The organism is Brevibacterium sp. LE-L (genome assembly GCF_050214925.1).
Lineage (GTDB): Bacteria > Actinomycetota > Actinomycetes > Actinomycetales > Brevibacteriaceae > Brevibacterium.
This window is the reverse complement of the sequence record NZ_CP189759.1, coordinates 1336771-1352568: the sequence shown is the minus strand read 5'-3', so window position 1 is coordinate 1352568 and position 15798 is coordinate 1336771. Positions and strand designations below refer to the sequence as shown.

Genomic DNA, 15798 nt, shown 5'->3' with positions numbered 1-15798 from the left:
GAGTCATGTGCGGTAATGTATCGGCGTGTCTTCCCGTGATTATCGCATCGACCGCGCCAAGGGGATCCTCATCTTCACGGTGGTCCTCGGCCACCTTTTAGCGCGCACCTCCCCGTGGGAGTCGCCGATCCTGGGCGCACCGATGTACCTCATCTACTCGTTCCACATGCCGGCGTTCGTCTTCCTCGCCGGGATCACGGCGAAGTCGAACAGGTTGGCGGAACGGGTGCTCACCTACTTCGTCCTGCTCGCGTCGGTGCTGCCGCTGATGTGGGCGTGGATGTGGCTCTTCGGGCTCGATCCGGACTACAGCTTCCTCACCCCGTTCTGGTACACGTGGTTCCTGCTGTCCATGGCCTGGTGGATGATCACGGTCCCCTTCATCGAACGCTTCCCCCGCACGATGCTCGTCGCCTCCCTGGTTCTGGGACTCTTCGGCGGGATGCTGCCGATCCTCGACACCGAACTCTCCGCGGCACGAACGATGGCGTTCTGGCCCTTCTTCGTCATCGGCAAGCTCTACGGCAAGCAGATCATCGAATGGGCCGGAGGGCTGGCGATGTGGCAGAAGATCGGCTTCAGCGCCGCCGCCCTGGCCACGATCGGCTACTTCTACTTCGACCAGATCGACTACAAGTGGTTCTACGGCAGCCTCAACTTCGCCCACTTCCATGTCAGCGTCCCCGAAGGTGTGGGTCTGCGTCTCATCATGGACATCGGTGCCGTGCTCATGACCCTGGCGCTGCTGTCGTGGCTGAGCAACACCGAGGACACCATCGCCATGATCGGCAAGCACAGCTTGGCCGTCTACGTCCTCCACGGCTTCGTCGTCCGCGGTCTCCAACCGGTCCTCGACGGCAGCCGCGATGTCCTCCACGACGCCTTCGTCCTGCTCATCTGCCTGGCCCTGGCCGTGGTGTGGACGGGCGTGCTCGCGTGGACTCCGTTCGAACGCGCCCTGCGCTGGTACGCCTCGACCGCGACGGCACTGATCCTCGCACCTTTCCCGTTCCTGCGACCGAAGTCGGAGCGCACCGGCCGCAGTGATTCTGCCGGTTCCAGTGTTGGTGCCGGTGCCGGTGCTGGTCACGGCGGGGCCTCCCTCGAGGGTGCCGGTCACAGCGGCGCTCACCTCGAGGGTGCCGATCAGGGCGCGGCCGCCTACGGCAGCTACCCGGGCGACGCCTACAGCGAGGGCGACGGACCGGACCGGCAGGGCCTCGGCCTCCAGCCTCAGCCGGGCACCGGCTATGCGCATTCGGTCGGTTTCGAACAGTCCCCCGTTCAGCACTTCCCCGGCTCTGACCATCAGCCGGGACAGCACGACGGGCAGCCGCACGTGTATCAGGAGGTCTCCCCTCCCGCCGGAGCCGAGCAGTATCGGCTGCCGGGCTCGCACCAGGTTCCGCAGAACAACGCAACCTACGAATCCACGCAGGAAGTCCCCGCCGGCACCGCCCAGCGTGCCGTGCGCTACCGCCGCCTGCCCGTCTATCTCAGCACCCCTCCGGACGACGACCGCTGAGCGCCGGGTGCCGTGAACCCACCGATCACGCGAACTCCGCGGTCATCGGGAGGGCGGCACCGCCTCGGCGAGGGCAGCCCCGCCTCGGCGTGGGGACCATGTTCATTGACGTTTCGGGTCGTCGGACGTCGGAATATGTCGATGTGACACACGCCGCAGAGGCGGTTGATGGTGTGATACCAGAGTTCGGGTCGCCGCCCGGACGTGGACGATCCCCCACCATCGATTCGGAGTTCCCATGACCGCGACCAACGCCCTGACCCAACGCCTCGACGCCGGCCCCGTGATCTGCGCCGAAGGCTTCCTCTTCGAGCTCGAGAAGCGCGGATACCTCTCCGCCGGCGAGTTCGTCCCCGAGGTGGCCCTCGAATTCCCCGATGCCCTGCGCTCTCTCCACGTCGACTTCCAGCGCGCCGGCTCGGACATCGTCGAGGCCTTCACCTACAACGGTCACCGGGAGAAGATGCGCGTGATCGGCAAGGAGGACCTGCTCGAACCGCTCAACCGTTCGGCCTTGCAGATCGCGCGGTCCGTCGCCGACGGCAAGCCCGGGAACTTCATGGCCGGAAACATCTCGAACTCGAACATCTGGGACCCCGCGGACGAGGCCAAGCAGAGCGAAGTCCGCTCGATGTTCGCCGAGATGGTCGGCTGGGCCGTCGAGGAGGGCGCCGACCTCATCATCGGAGAGACCTTCTACTTCGCCGGTGAGGCCATCGCCGCGGCCGAGATCGCGAAGGCCAGCGGTCTGCCCGTCGTCCTCACCCTCGCCCCCATGGCCTTCCAGGAGATGGCCGACGGGGTCGGCATCGTCGAGACCGCGCAGCGTCTCGAACAGCTCGGCGTCGACGTCGTCGGACTCAACTGCTTCCGCGGGCCGGCCACGATGCTGCCGTGGCTCAAGGAGATCCGCGCGGCCGTGTCCTGTCACGTCGGCGCTCTGCCGATCCCCTACCGCACCACCGAGGACGAACCGACGTTCTTCAACCTCTCCGATCCGCGCGCCGAGGTGCCCTCCCCACACGGGCGCACGTTCCCCACCGCGCTCGATCCGCTCCAGACCAACCGCTACGAGATCGGTGCCTTCGCCAAGGAGTCCTACGATCTCGGTGTCAACTACATCGGCGTGTGCTGCGGCGCGACCCCGATGCACATCCGTGAGGTCGCCGAGGCGGTCGGGCTGAGCACCGATGCCAGCCGCTTCTCGGAGAACATGGCCAACCATTTCATGTACGGAGACAATGAGCGCCTGGCCGACAACGTCGTCGCCCTCGGTGACACCGCCTGAGCATCCCTCACCGTCAGCGGCTCCACATACAGTCAGCGCCATCTCCTCTCGTTGCAACGGGAGGAGATGGCGCTGAATGTATGTCGTGCGGCGAGCTGCAGGATCGTGCCGACGGCGGTGAGGGATGCGGTCTCACCCGCCGAGGCGGTCCGTCGTGCCGAGGCGGTCAGGCTTCGGCGGTCACACCGATCGAGTCGAGAGCGGCCTCGAGGCGGGCGATGGTGCCGTCGATGTCGCCGAGCTTGTCGAGTCCGAACAGGCCGATGCGGAAGCTCGAGAAGTCCTCGGGCTCATCGCACTGCAGCGGCACGCCCGCGGCGATCTGGACGCCGACTTCCTTGAAGCTGGCGCCGGTGGCGAGCTTCGGGTTGTCGGTGTGGACGACGACGACACTGGGCGAGGCGAACTCCGGTGCCGCAACCGAGGGCAGTCCGCGTGCGGCGAAGACGGCGCGCACCCGTTCACCGAGTTCGTTCTGTGCGGCGGCGAGCTTGTCGAAGCCGCGCTCTTCGCTCTCGGCCATGAGCTTCGCGTTGTGTGCCAGCGCATCGGTGGGCATCGTCGCATGGTAGGGCGCGCGGCCCTCTTCGTACTCGTCGGCGATGAACAGCCACTTCTTCAGGTCCATGGCGAAGCTCGTCGACGTCGAGGCTTCGACGGCGGCACGGCCGGCGGAGCTGAGCATGACGTAGCCGGCGCACGGGGATCCGCTCCACCCCTTCTGCGGGGCGCTGATGAGCACGTCGACGCCGAGGTCGGTCATCGAGGCCCACACCGCACCCGAGGCGATGCAGTCGAGGACGAAGATTCCGCCGGCCTTGTGCACGGCTTCGGAGACCCGGCGGAGGTAGTCGTCGGGCAGGATCATGCCCGAAGCGGTCTCGACGTGGGGAGCGAACACGACATCGGGCTTCTCTGCCTCGATGGCCGCGACCACCTCGTCGATGGGCGCCGGTGACCACGGCGACTGGTGGGCCTCGGTGTCCGGGGAGGCCCTGAGCACGGTCGTCTCCGACGCGATGGCACCGGCGTCGAGGATCTGCGACCAACGGAAGGAGAAGAGACCGTTGCGCACGATCAGCGCCTTCTTCCCGGTCGCCACCTGGCGGGCCACGGATTCCATCGCGTAGCTGCCGCCGCCGGGGACGATGGCGACGGATTCGGCGTCGTAGGCCGAGCGCAGGATCCGGTTGATCTCCTGCATCACGGATACGAACCGCTTCGACATGTGGTTGAGCGATCGGTCGGTGAAGACCACCGAGTATTCGAGCAGGCCGTCTGGGTCAACATCTTCGTGTGGCAAAGTCATATGCCTAACATAGCCACAAGTCCGCCATTCGGGCCACCGTCCTCGCTCATTGAGACTCCTCAGACCCTCGCCGAGGCGGCCGGTCAGATCTCGATTTCGCTGCGGTCGCCCGACCACAGCGTGTGGAACGTGCCGTCCCGGTCGGTGCGTGCATAGGTGTGCGAACCGAAGCGATCGCGCTGAGCCTGGATGAGAGCGGCGCTGCCGCCTTCGGTGCGCAGCCCGTCATAGTAGGACAGGGTCGAGGCGAGACCGGGCACGGCGATGCCGCGCTCGATGGCCTGGACGACGGTGCCGCGCAGGGAGTCTTGGCAGCGGCCGGCGACCTCGCGCACATAGTCCGAATCGAGCAGGGTCGCCGGCGGGTTCGCGGTGCCGAAGGCCTCAACGATGCGGTCGAGCAGGCGCGCTCGGATGATGCATCCGGCCCGCCAGATCCCGGCGAGCTCACCGAGGTCGATGTTCCACCCGTGCTCGCGCGCGCCGGCGGTGATCTCGTGGAAGCCCTGCACATAGGCCATCACCTTGCCCAGCAGCAGGCCTTCGCCGATCTCCTCGATGCGCGCGGCACGATCGTTCGAGGCAGCGACGGTCGAAGCACTGGTGTTCGTCGCCGGGGTGGTGGTCCCGGGACGGGGCCCGGCCAGCCGGACTCCCTCAGCGCGCAGATCCGCGGCCGATGACAGCGAACGGGAGAAGACCGCCTCGGCGATGGTGGGGACCGGCACCCCGAGGTCGAACCCGGTCTGCCCGGTCCATGCACCGGTGCCCTTGGCCTTCGCGGCATCGGCGACGATGTCGACGAAGGGCCGGCCCGTGTCCGCATCGACGTGGGCGAGGACCTCGGCGGTGATCTCGATGAGGTAGGACTCGAGTTCCCCGGTGTTCCAGTCCTCGAACACCTCGGCGATCTTCGCCGGGGCCATCCCGAGCCCGTCGCGCAGGAGGGTGAAGGCTTCGGCGATGAGCTGCATGTCCGCGTATTCGATGCCGTTGTGGACCATTTTCACGAAGTGACCGGCACCGTCCTCTCCGATGTGAGCGACGCAGGCATGGCTCTTCGCACCTGCAGGTTCGGCACCAGCGGTTTCGACGCTGGCGGTTTCGACGCTGGCGGTTGCGACGCTGGCGGTTGCGACGCTGGCGGCGATCGGTTCGAGCAGCGGCCGCAGGCGCTGCCACGCGGCATCCGATCCGCCCACCATGAGCGAGGGCCCGAGAAGGGCACCGACCTCTCCGCCGGAGATCCCGACCCCGGCGAATTCGATGCCCGTACCCTGCAGCCGTCGGCCCCGGGCGATCGTGTCCTGGAAGTGGGAATTGCCGCCGTCGACGATGATGTCGCCGGCAGCGAACACCTCGGCGAGGTCACCGATCGCCGAATCCGTGGCCCCTCCGGCATTGACCATGAGGATCGCCACACGCGGTTCGGCGAGCTTGCCGGCCAGATCGGCCGGATCCGCAGCGACGAGGAGATCGGCTTCGGGGAATTCAGCGGCCACGGTGCGGGCACGGTCGACGTCACGGTCGTAGATCGCGACCCGTCGACCCGACCGGCGGGCGAGGTTCCGGGCCAGATTCGACCCCATCACACCGGTCCCGATCACTGCGACATCGGCCTTCATGAGCATTCCCCTTCCTCGGGAGGCGACGGTGTTGACAGTCACTCGCCACCAGCACTACGGTGCAATAAATCTGTTTTAATAGTCGATTATAGATATTTCTTCATATTTTATCGAGAGGTTTCGGACATGGGTCATCACCCTTTCCTTCCGCCGCTCGTCATCATGGGTGTCTCGGGAACCGGAAAAACCGTCCTCGGCGCGCAGGTGGCGCAGGCTCTCGACCGCAGATTCGTCGATGCCGACGATCTCCACTCCGCGGCTAACAAAGCGAAGATGGCCTCGGGTGTGCCGCTGACCGACGCCGATCGCGGACCGTGGCTGGATGCCGTCGCTGTCGAAGCCGCCCGCACCCCGGCCCCGGTCATCGCCTGCTCCGCCCTCAAACGCACCTACCGGGACCTGCTGCGCGCCTCGGCACCCGCGCTCGTGTTCATCCACCTCGACGGACCGCGTGATGTCATCGCCGCCCACCTGGCCTGCCGTGATCACGAGTTCATGTCCCCGGATCTGCTCGACTCCCAGCTGGCCACCCTCGAACCGCTCAGCGCCGAGGAGTCCCATGCCACCGTCGACGTCGACCGTCCGATTCCCGAGGTTCTCCATTCGATCCTCGACAGCATCGCACGGTTGAGACCGTGAACTGCCCGCCCACTGTCCACCCAACCATCTGACCTCAAGGAAGAGGAACCATGACCGACCTCGACCTGGCCTGGACTCTGTCCACGCCGGCACTTCTGGCAATCGCGGCAGCGGCGATCGGCCTGCTGCTCCTGCTCATCATCAAGGCACGGCTGCACGCGTTCATCGCCCTCGTCATCGTCAGCGTGCTCACCGCACTGGCCGCCGGAATCGGCCCCGGTGACCTCATCGACGTCCTCTACGACGGCTTCGGTTCGACCCTGGCCAGCGTGGCCCTGCTCGTCGGGCTCGGCGCAATGCTCGGACGCATGCTCGAACTCTCCGGCGGCGCCGAAGTGCTCACCGATGCCCTCATCCGCCTGTTCGGAGAGAAGCGGGCGCCCTTGGCACTCGGCGTGACCTCGCTGCTGTTCGGCTTCCCGATCTTCTTCGACGCCGGCCTCGTGGTCATGCTGCCGATCATCTTCACGATCGCGCGCCGCCTCGGCGGGTCTCTGCTGCTGTACGCGATGCCCGCGGCGATGGCGTTCTCCGCCATGCACATCTTCGTGCCCCCGCACCCCGGCCCGGTCGCGGCCTCCGGTCTGCTCGGGGCGAATGTCGGACTCGTCCTCATCTGCGGAATCATCATCGCGATTCCCGCCTGGTACCTCACCGGCTACCTCTTCGGACTCATCATCGGCAAACGCATCGACGTCGCCGTGCCCGATGTGCTCTCGGCCGGCCGGAACGACTCGTTCGCCGACTTCGCCTCCCGGCCCAAGCTCGGCCACGTGATCTTCCTCCTCGCCCTGCCGCTCGTGCTCATCTTCCTCAACACCGGACTCAACTTCGCCGGTGAAGCCGGCTGGGTCGATACCGACTCGACGCTCATCGCGTCCCTGCGGCTGCTCGGCGAAACCCCGATCGCGCTGCTCATCACCGTCGTCGTGGCCATGTGGCTGCTCGGCTGGCGGCAGAACAAGGACCGGTCGCTGGTCGAGACCGTCGTCGACTCCGCGCTCGGACCGGTCTGCTCGATCATCCTCATCACCGGCGCCGGCGGAATGTTCGGCGGCGTGCTGCGCGCCAGCGGAATCGGAGACTCGCTCGCCGACTCACTCGCCGCACTCGGTCTTCCCGTCATCGTCGCCGGCTTCGTCATCGCCGCGATCGTGCGCATCGCCCAGGGTTCGGCCACGGTGGCGCTGACGACCGCGGCCGCGCTCGTCCAGCCGATCGTCGTCGGCAACCCGGACTTCTCGAGCATGCAGGTCGTGGCCATCGTGCTCTCACTGGCGGCCGGTTCGGTCTTCGCCAGCCATGTCAACGATTCCGGCTTCTGGCTGGTCTCGCGGTTCTTCGGCATGGACACGAAGACGACGCTGAAGACCTGGACGGTCGCCGAGACGCTGCTGGGCACCGTCGGCTTCGGACTCAGCCTCGCCCTCTACGGGGTCGTCAGCCTGTTCTGAGCTCGGCTCGATGAGTCATCGTCGGCCGTTCGGGCCGGGTGCGCCGCCGTCAGCGGCCGGTGCGCCGGGGCTCGTCGGCCCACACGCTGCCCATCTCGGCATCGGCCTTCGCCACGATCTTCGCCATCGCCTCTTTGGCCCGGTCGGCATCCTGCCCGCCGATGGCATCGGCAACATCGAAATGCCACTGCAGCGCGTCGGGGTGCGGATACTTCGGCATCAGTCCCGCCCCGGTGCGACCGGCGAGGATCTCACCGATGACAGTGTCGAAGGCGGCGAAGAGTTCATTGCCCCCGGCCCCGAGCACGGCCCGGTGGAACGCGACATCGGCGTCGAGGAAGGCGTCGACGTCTCCGCGTCGGCCCGATGCCCGCATCCGGGCGGCGAGGCCCATGATCTCCTCGGCGGCTTCTGCGGGAGCGTGCTTGGCCGCCAGACCGGCCGCTTCGGGTTCGATGGCGACCCGCAGTTCGGTGAGGGAGCGCAGCTGCCCGGCCGGGGCCTCGGTCATCCGCCACCGGATGACGAGCGGGTCGAGCAGCATCCATTCGGACATCGCGAGCACGACGAGACCGACCCGTCGGATCGGCTGCAGCATCCCTAAGGATTCGAGGACGCGCACGACCTCGCGCACCACCGACAGCGACACGTCGTAGCGGGCACGCAGATCCTCGGCCTTGATGATCGTTCCGGCCTCCAGCCGACCGGCGACGATGTCCTGTCCGACCTGATCGCGCAGCTGCTCATGGAGGTTTCCCCGGTTGCCCGTGGCCCCCGCTCGCTCCGAAGCCGCTTCGGCGAAGCCCCTGCCCTTCTCCCCCGCCATCACGGAACGTCCACGATGTGCGCGCCGGGGGCGGGCCCCGTTGTGCGCAGGGCTTCGTTGACGCCGCGCGTGGCCTGCAGCAGCACGGCCAGATCGAGGGCGTGGTGGGCGTCGCGGGCGAGGAACCCGATCGTCGGCCCCGAACCGCTGAGCAGGGGCAGCAGTGCCCCGGCGGCGCGTCCGGCCTCCATCACTTCGGCGATTTCGGGCATGAACGACACGGCCGCCTCGGTGAGGTCGTTGACCGCGAATTCGGCGAGCGTGTCCGGTTCGCCGGCAGCCAGCGCCGTGAGCACCTCGTCGGGCACCTGGGCCGGGGCCGGGGTGTCGTTGAGTTCGTCGAAGCGGGCATAGACGTCGGGGGTCGGCAATTGCCGCGCCGAGGTGGCCATCACCCAGTGGAAGACCCCGCGGGTGAGGACGGGGCTCAGCTGTTCGCCGCGACCGTGGCCGATGGCCGTGCCCCCGCGCAGCAGGAAGGCGACATCGGCGCCGACCGAGACCGCGCAGTCGTGGAGGACCTCGTCCTCGACTCCGCCGAGGAGGTGGGCGGCGCCGACGAGGGCAGCGGCCGCATCCGCCGATCCCCCGCCCATCCCGCCGGCCACGGGCACCTGTTTGTCGATGACGATGTCGAGGTCGCGCAGCACGTCGACGTCACGATCGTCCTCGAGGGCTGCGATGAGGAGGTCGACGGCACGGCGGGCGACGTTCGAATCATCGACCGGCACCGCGGAATCCGCGTAGCGTCCCTGGACGAGGATCGATCGTGTTCCGCCCGGGATGAGGGTGAGCGTCTCGCCGAGGTTGAGCGCCTGGAACACGGTCGCGAGCTCGTGGTATCCCTCGTCGTTCGCGGCCCCCACGCCGAGGTGGATGTTGATCTTGCCCGGTGCCTGAACCTTCACTGGGGCCGGGGTCGTCGTCGGTGGGTGCAGCGGGGTGGTCATTGAGACGGATCCTCCGCGGTGGCCTCGGCGGGGTCCGGAGCTTCGGCGGGTTCCGGAACTTCGGCGGCGGCGAGTCGTTCAAAGTCGGTCACGGTCAGCGCCTCACCTCGGGCCTTCGGATCGATGCCGGCCGCGGTCAGCAGAGCCTCGGAGCGCTGCGGGCTGCCGGCCCACCCGGATAGGGCCGCGCGCAGGGTCTTGCGGCGTTGGGCGAAGGCCGCGTCGACGAGGCTGAAGAGGCGGCGCCGGTTGACCGGGTCACGGTCGGTGCGGGTGATGTCGATGCGCACGAGCCCGGAGTCGATGTTCGGGGCCGGCCAGAACACGTTCTTGCCGATCCGTCCGGCCAATCGCACGTCTCCGTACCACTGGGCCTTGACGCTGGGGACCCCGTAGGTGCGGGATCCGGGAGGGGCTGCGAGCCGTTCGGCGACTTCGAGCTGGACCATGACGAGCACGGTCTTCAGGCTCGGGAAGGTTTCGAGGAAGTGCAGCAGCACGGGCACGGCCACGTTGTAGGGCAGGTTCGCGACCAATGCCTCGGGCTGGTTCGCGGTCGCGGGCTGGTTCGCGGTCGCGGGCTGGTTCACGCTCGCCGTCGCGTCGGTGGCCGCGGCGGCAGCGGCTCCTCCGCTGTGCGGCAGCGTGGGCAGTTCGGTGACGCGGAGGGCATCGGCGTTGACGAGGGCGAAGGGCGCCTCGGTGCCGGCGAACCTCGCGACCGTCTCGGGCAGCTTCGCCGCGAGGACTTCGTCGATCTCGACGGCGGTGACGCTGTGCCCGGCCTCGAGCAGGCCGAGGGTGAGCGAACCGAGCCCGGGCCCGATCTCGACGACGTTCGAGGCGTCCTCGAGCCCGGCCGCGGCGACGATCGACCGCACGGTATTGGGGTCGATGACGAAGTTCTGCCCCTTCTGCTTCGTTGGGCGCAGACCGATGTCAGCGGCTAATTCGCGGATGTCGCGGGCGGTCAATAACGTCACAGCCAACAACTTACCGCACCACCCGGCCGGCACAATCACCCTGCGCACCGCGCGCCCGCCCGGCCCCGCCTCGGCGAGATGTCTGCACGTGGCCCGCGGACGATAGGGTGAAGGCTATGGATCCGCAGACTCTGACCGAACTGCTCGACGTCGCCGTCCTCGACCGGCTCGACCGCATCGACGACTTGCCCGGCGACGAACTCGCCCGGTCATCCGCCCTGCGGAAGGAGGGCTTCTCCGCCGAGGTGACCGCCGCGCTGCTCACCCAAGCACAGCTGCGCAGAGAGGCCGGTGCCAAACTCGGTCCCTTCGCCGATGACATGCTCTTCACCCGCGACGGACTCGCTCAGGCCACCCGTTTGCCGGTCGCCGCCCACCACGCGCGCCGCCTCATCGGCGAGACCGCGGACGGTGAGACCTTCCGCATCGCCGACCTCGGGTGCGGGATCGGCGCGGACTCCGTCGCCTTCGCCGGGATGGGAGCGCAGGTATCCGCCGTCGACGCCGATGAGGTCACCGCCGCCATCGCCGCGTTCAATCTCCGCCACCTCCCCGATGCCTCCGTCGACCACACCCGCGCCGAGGATGTCGACCTGTCCGATTTCGACGCCCTGTGGTTCGATCCTGCCCGCCGCACCATCGGCAAGTCCGACAGGCGCGGATCGACGGCTCGGATCACCGACCCCGAAGCCTTCTCCCCCTCCCTGTCCTGGGTCATCGACCAGGCGATCCGAGCGAAGGCGGCCGGGGTCAAGCTCGGCCCGGCTCTCGACCACGGCCTCATCCCCGAGGAGGCCGAAGCCCAGTGGGTGTCCCACAACGGCGAGGTCGTCGAAGTCTGCCTCTATTTCGGTGCCGCCCGCCAGCAGCCGGGGCGCGGGGCCCTCGTCATGGGCGAACGCACCCTGCTCGTCCACGAAGACGACCTGCCCGAATCAGATGAAGAGGGCATCGGGACGCTGGGGCGGTACCTGCTCGAACCCGATGGTGCGATCGTGCGCGCCGGACTCGTCGCCGCTCTCTGCGCACCCCTGCAGGCCAGGCGGGTGCACCCGAAGATCGCGTACCTGACCACGGATGTCGAACCGAGCGGACCGGCCGCCGCCGGAGTCACCGCCTACACCGTCACCGATGTCCTGCCCGCGAAGATCCCGAGCCTGCGCAAGGAACTCGTCTCCCGCGGCATCGGCTCCGTCGTCATCAAGAAGCGCGGCGCCGACATCGTGCCCGACCAGGTCCGGCGCCAGCTCAAACTGCCCAAGGGGGACAAAGCCACGCTCGTATTCACCCGCCTCGGCGAGCGTCACGTCGTGCTGCTCACCCAACCCGTGTGACTGCACCGGTCGTGGTGTTGGCCTCACGGCATCGACCTCACCCCTCCGCCCCACAGAAGGAGAATCCATGACTCGCTCCGACGTTCTCATCAGTGCCGATGAGCTGCTCTCCCGGCTGCGGACCGCACCGGCGCCGAGGCTGCTCGACGTCCGCTGGACCCTGCCGAAACCCGATGGCCGCGACGACTTCGCCGCCGGCCACATCCCCGGCGCGCTCTACGTCGACCTCGACACCGAGCTCGCCGACCACGACAGCACCGACCCCACTGCCGGTCGGCACCCGCTGCCCACGGCCGAGGCGTTCCAGGCAACGGTCCGGTCATGGGGCATCGATGCCGACACCGAGGTCGTGGTCTATGACGACAACTCCTCGCTCGGTGCCGCACGAGCCTGGTGGCTGCTGCGCTGGGCCGGGCTGAGCGCGCGAGTCCTCGACGGCGGGCTCACCGCCTACCGGAAAGCCGGCGGTGAGCTGGCTGCCGGCGACTCGGCTGAAGTGGAGCCGAGTTCCATCGTCCTGAGGCCGGGTTCCCTCCCGGTCATCGACGCCGATGCTGCGGCGGCCTGGGACGGAGTCCTGCTCGATGCCCGTGCCGGTGAGCGCTTCCGCGGAGAGACAGAACCGCTGGATCCACGGGCCGGCCACATACCCGGGGCGAAGAACGCCCCGGCCACCGAGAATGTCCCCGCGGGGACGTTCCTGCCCGAGACGGATCTCCGACAGCGTTTCTCAGCCCTCGGTGCCCTCGATCAGCCGGTCGGGGTCTACTGCGGGTCCGGAGTCACCGCCTGCCACAATGCTCTGGCGCTGGCCACTCTCGGTGTCGAGGCCAGCCTCTACCCCGCGAGCTGGTCCGGTTGGTCATCCGATCCCGACCAACCGGTCGAAACCGGCGACTGAAGCTCAGTCACCAACGCACTCGCGGTCACGCGCCGCTAGCATTCTTGGGTCGATCCACGGTGGTTTGCGCGCGAATAACGCCGCGGATCGCCCCGCAAAACACACTTCTCGAATGTCACGAAACGTTATTCAAGGCTGAGACTGCGCGCTGAATCACAGTCGCAATCGGGCGGAACCACAGCCTCTCACTAACCGTTCTCGTCAAAAATAAGCCTGTGACCTGCGATTATGCACCACAATCTGCCTGAGAATACTTTTGTAACAAAAACGTGACATAAGATCACGAATTCGTTACAGTGGAGGACATCGTCACACTCAGACAGGCAACGAGAGGAAATCGTGGCATCCAAGCAGCACGGCCGCCGCGCCGCGAACGCCAAGGCCAAGACACCACTGACCGAGCTGAGCGAACTGCTCGCAGCGAACTCCGGCGCATTCGGCCGCCGTGCCGCAGTCGTCGCCGCCAGCGGCGGACTGCTCACCGCAGCAGTCCTCCCCGCCGCCGGGCAGGGGGCCGACGATGAGGCGCAGGTCGCAGCCGAGTCCGAGAAGCAGGCACCGGTCGAGTTCAAGAACCAGACACCGACCATCGACGCTGGCGGCGCGTCGAAGGAGGGCGATCAAGAGGCTGAAGTCACCGTCGACACGGACGTCGTCACCGCCGAGGCCGCGCCCAAGCCGAAGCCGAAGCCCGAGCCGAAGGAGGAGCCGGAGACGACCGTCGCCGAGCCGGCTCCCGCTGAAGAGCCGAAGGAGGAGCCGAGCGAGTCCTCGGATGATGATTCCGGCAACCCAAACGCGGGGTCGAAGGATGAGAGCCCGAAGAAGGATACCGGCGGCTCCGACGACTCGGGCCCGATCGATGGGTCCAAGGCCGAGCAGGTCCTCGGCTGGGCAGAGAAGGGCGTCGGTACCCCGTACGTCTTCGGCGGAACGTCGCAGAGCGGCTGGGACTGCTCCGGCTACACCTCCTGGGTCTACAGCCACGTCGGCGTCGACCTGCCCCGTCAGTCGGGAGCTCAGAAGGAATCAGGAACGGTCGTGTCCGAGTCAGAGGCGAAGCCCGGCGACCTCATCTGGCACCCGGGACACGTCGGAATCTACGCCGGCGACGGACAGATGTACGATGCCGGTTCGCCCGGATCCGGAACATCGAAGCGCAGCTACAGCTGGATGGGCGACGTCACGTTCATCCGCGTGCTCTGATCCCCACCCGGAACCGAACACACAGAGAACCCCTCGTCGGCACTGCGCCGGCGAGGGGTACTTCGGCTCACCCGCATTCGGGAGCCTTCTCGCTGCCGTCGTATTCGGCAGGCAGCTGACCCGATGCCTCGAGGTCGCCCTTGAGCCACTTCGCTACGGCCCGCAGAGCATAGGGGTTCGAGTCATAGGCGGTCACCGCGGTCTTCGCTGGGGTGCTGCGCATCGTCCACGGGGCGGCTGTTCCCACAGCCACCTCGGCGGAGGTGTTCGGGCTCAGGCTCACCGAGGTTCCACCGGAGCCGACCGTGAGCCCCTCGGCCTTCGCCGCTTCACTCAGCTCCGTCTGTTCCTTCTCGCTGCCGCCGACGATGGAGATCGCATCGGTGCCGGCGAAGGAGCATTCGCCCTTGAGCACGGTCACGGACTTCTCGGCCACCTCGGTGAGGGTCTTCGCCGCATCCTTCGCACCGGAATCGTCCGCATCACCCGAACCGGAACCGGACTTCTCCCCCGCCTTCATGCTCTGCTGCGCGGCCGCGGTGGCCAGCTGCTGGGCGACGACGCGTTCGGATTTCTCGACGAGATCCTTCTTCTTCAGCGTCCCGTCGCCCATCGCCGCGACGATCGCTTTCTGCGCAGCACCCGAGTCCGGTGGCATGAGCGCAACATCGGCACCGGCGGCGATCGCTTTGACGGACTCGCCGCCCTCGAGGTTCTGCGGCACGGCCTTCATGTTCAGCGCATCGGTGGTGATGACGCCGTCGAAGTCGAGGGTCTCACGGACCGCCGCATACGCCTTCGGGTTGAGTGTGCCCGGCGTCGTCTTCGCATCCGGCAGACCGATATGGCCCATCATCACCATCGGCACCCCGGCCTTGACCGCGGACTTGAACGGGAGGAGATCCGTGTCCTCGAGTTCCTCGATCGACTTCTCCGACACCGGCAGACTCTCATGCGAATCCACGCCGAGGCGGCCGTGCCCGGGGAAATGCTTCGCCGAGCTCGCCACCCCGCCGGACCGGTATCCCGTGACCGCGTCCCCGACGACCTCGGCGGCGTCCTTGTGGTCGGTGCCGGCCGAGCGGACGTTGATCGCCTTGTCCTTGGGTCCGACGGTGACATCGGAATCCGGAGCGAAGTCGATGGTGAACCCGAGGTCGGTGAGGTTCTCGCCCTGGACGCGGGTCGCCTCGGTGATGAGGTCGGAATCATCCGTGGCGGCCAGACCCATGAGCGGCGGGAACGGCAGCGCCGCGGTGCTGAGGCGGGACACGGGCCCGCCTTCCTGGTCGACGCCGATCGACACCGGCTGACCCTTCGTGCGCGCTTGCGAGATCTGCTTCGTCAGTGCCGTGACCTGGTCGGTCGTCGGGTTCTCCTGGAGGTTGTAGCCCATGACGATGACCCCGCCGAGGTGGTTCTGCTTGACCATGTCGACCGGGGTCTGCGTGTCCGTGCCGTCCCAGGTGCCGATGGTGAGGGAACCGGCGAGTTCGTCGTCGGAGAAGTCGCCGACGATCTTCTCGGCTTCGTCCTCGAAGTCGGCCGGGTCAGCATCGGCCGGGTCGTCGAGGGAGGGCTCGGCGACCGCTTGTGACTGCGATTGCGAGTCGGATCCGGCGGAGGGCTTCTGTCCGCCGGCAGAGGAGTCGGGGGCCTTCGCCCCGCCGGAACAGCCGACGAGCGCGAGAGTCGTGGTCAGGGCCAGGATGCCGAGGCGAGAGCGCAACATCCCTCCATGCTAAACGGTTGCCCGGC

The 15798-nt window shown here is 67.6% G+C and carries 13 protein-coding genes; 7 read left to right on the top strand and 6 right to left on the bottom strand.

Annotation, left to right across the window (positions count from 1 at the left end; translation table 11 throughout):
• Positions 1–25 precede the first annotated feature (25 nt).
• Both ACQE2J_RS06025 and ACQE2J_RS06020 read left to right on the top strand, forming a co-directional pair.
• The gene (locus ACQE2J_RS06025; RefSeq protein ID WP_425119760.1) at positions 26–1525 is read left to right on the top strand and encodes an acyltransferase family protein; all 1500 of its coding nucleotides are present in this window, start codon (positions 26–28) and stop codon (positions 1523–1525) included.
• Between the two features lie 238 nt (positions 1526–1763).
• Entirely contained in the window at positions 1764–2813 is a 1050-nt protein-coding gene (locus tag ACQE2J_RS06020; protein ID WP_426937307.1) for a homocysteine S-methyltransferase family protein, read from the top strand.
• Between the two features lie 166 nt (positions 2814–2979).
• Here ACQE2J_RS06020 and ACQE2J_RS06015 read toward each other — a convergent pair whose 3' ends face one another.
• Entirely contained in the window at positions 2980–4122 is a 1143-nt protein-coding gene (locus ACQE2J_RS06015) for an alanine--glyoxylate aminotransferase family protein (protein WP_425119762.1), read from the bottom strand.
• Between the two features lie 83 nt (positions 4123–4205).
• A complete protein-coding gene (gndA, locus tag ACQE2J_RS06010; protein ID WP_425119763.1) occupies positions 4206–5789 on the bottom strand; it encodes an NADP-dependent phosphogluconate dehydrogenase in 1584 nt (527 codons plus the stop codon).
• A gap of 84 nt (positions 5790–5873) precedes the next feature.
• On the opposite strand from gndA, the gene ACQE2J_RS06005 reads away from it, so the two are divergent.
• Both ACQE2J_RS06005 and ACQE2J_RS06000 read left to right on the top strand, forming a co-directional pair.
• Positions 5874–6386: a gluconokinase gene (locus tag ACQE2J_RS06005; protein ID WP_425119764.1), complete on the top strand. Its 513-nt coding sequence runs from the start codon at positions 5874–5876 to the stop codon at positions 6384–6386.
• A 50-nt stretch (positions 6387–6436) separates the two neighbouring features.
• Entirely contained in the window at positions 6437–7840 is a 1404-nt protein-coding gene (locus ACQE2J_RS06000; RefSeq protein ID WP_425119765.1) for a GntP family permease, read from the top strand.
• Positions 7841–7889: 49 nt separating this feature from the next.
• Here the strand turns inward: ACQE2J_RS06000 and ACQE2J_RS05995 are convergent, their stop codons facing one another.
• Genes ACQE2J_RS05995 through ACQE2J_RS05985 form a run of 3 tightly spaced genes read right to left on the bottom strand, consistent with a single transcriptional unit; the run spans position 7890 to position 10599 of the window.
• Positions 7890–8666: a FadR/GntR family transcriptional regulator gene (locus tag ACQE2J_RS05995; protein WP_425119766.1), complete on the bottom strand. Its 777-nt coding sequence runs from the start codon at positions 8664–8666 to the stop codon at positions 7890–7892.
• Positions 8666–9616, bottom strand: a complete 951-nt coding sequence (locus ACQE2J_RS05990) for a 4-(cytidine 5'-diphospho)-2-C-methyl-D-erythritol kinase (protein ID WP_135540185.1) — start codon at positions 9614–9616, stop codon at positions 8666–8668. The genes ACQE2J_RS05995 and ACQE2J_RS05990 overlap by 1 nt, the downstream gene beginning before the upstream one ends.
• Positions 9613–10599 carry a ribosomal RNA small subunit methyltransferase A gene (locus ACQE2J_RS05985; RefSeq protein WP_425119767.1) on the bottom strand — a complete coding sequence of 329 codons (987 nt, stop codon included), beginning with the start codon at positions 10597–10599 and terminating at the stop codon, positions 9613–9615. The genes ACQE2J_RS05990 and ACQE2J_RS05985 overlap by 4 nt, the downstream gene beginning before the upstream one ends.
• Before the next feature lie 116 nt (positions 10600–10715).
• Here ACQE2J_RS05985 and ACQE2J_RS05980 point away from each other — a divergent pair, with 116 nt between their 5' ends.
• The 3 genes from ACQE2J_RS05980 to ACQE2J_RS05970 all read left to right on the top strand — a co-directional run bounded on the left by ACQE2J_RS05980 (position 10716) and on the right by ACQE2J_RS05970 (position 14040).
• Entirely contained in the window at positions 10716–11933 is a 1218-nt protein-coding gene (locus ACQE2J_RS05980; RefSeq protein ID WP_426937306.1) for a class I SAM-dependent methyltransferase, read from the top strand.
• Positions 11934–12000: 67 nt separating this feature from the next.
• Positions 12001–12834 carry a sulfurtransferase gene (locus ACQE2J_RS05975; protein WP_426937305.1) on the top strand — a complete coding sequence of 278 codons (834 nt, stop codon included), beginning with the start codon at positions 12001–12003 and terminating at the stop codon, positions 12832–12834.
• A 339-nt stretch (positions 12835–13173) separates the two neighbouring features.
• Complete coding sequence (locus tag ACQE2J_RS05970) at positions 13174–14040, top strand: C40 family peptidase (protein ID WP_425119770.1); 867 nt, start codon at positions 13174–13176, stop codon at positions 14038–14040.
• Between the two features lie 67 nt (positions 14041–14107).
• Here the strand turns inward: ACQE2J_RS05970 and ACQE2J_RS05965 are convergent, their stop codons facing one another.
• Positions 14108–15772: a glycoside hydrolase family 3 N-terminal domain-containing protein gene (locus ACQE2J_RS05965; protein WP_425119771.1), complete on the bottom strand. Its 1665-nt coding sequence runs from the start codon at positions 15770–15772 to the stop codon at positions 14108–14110.
• Between the last annotated feature and the right edge of the window lie 26 nt (positions 15773–15798).

Bases quoted from the DNA above. Each gene is read 5' to 3' on its own strand.
- ACQE2J_RS06020 (WP_426937307.1), top strand. From the start codon at position 1,764: ATGACCGCGACCAACGCCCTGACCCAACGCCTCGACGCCGGCCCCGTG.
- ACQE2J_RS06015 (WP_425119762.1), bottom strand. From the start codon at position 4,122: ATGACTTTGCCACACGAAGATGTTGACCCAGACGGCCTGCTCGAATAC.
- ACQE2J_RS06005 (WP_425119764.1), top strand. From the start codon at position 5,874: ATGGGTCATCACCCTTTCCTTCCGCCGCTCGTCATCATGGGTGTCTCG.
- ACQE2J_RS06000 (WP_425119765.1), top strand. From the start codon at position 6,437: ATGACCGACCTCGACCTGGCCTGGACTCTGTCCACGCCGGCACTTCTG.
- ACQE2J_RS05995 (WP_425119766.1), bottom strand. From the start codon at position 8,666: ATGGCGGGGGAGAAGGGCAGGGGCTTCGCCGAAGCGGCTTCGGAGCGA.
- ACQE2J_RS05990 (WP_135540185.1), bottom strand. From the start codon at position 9,616: ATGACCACCCCGCTGCACCCACCGACGACGACCCCGGCCCCAGTGAAG.
- ACQE2J_RS05980 (WP_426937306.1), top strand. From the start codon at position 10,716: ATGGATCCGCAGACTCTGACCGAACTGCTCGACGTCGCCGTCCTCGAC.
- ACQE2J_RS05975 (WP_426937305.1), top strand. From the start codon at position 12,001: ATGACTCGCTCCGACGTTCTCATCAGTGCCGATGAGCTGCTCTCCCGG.
- ACQE2J_RS05965 (WP_425119771.1), bottom strand. From the start codon at position 15,772: ATGTTGCGCTCTCGCCTCGGCATCCTGGCCCTGACCACGACTCTCGCG.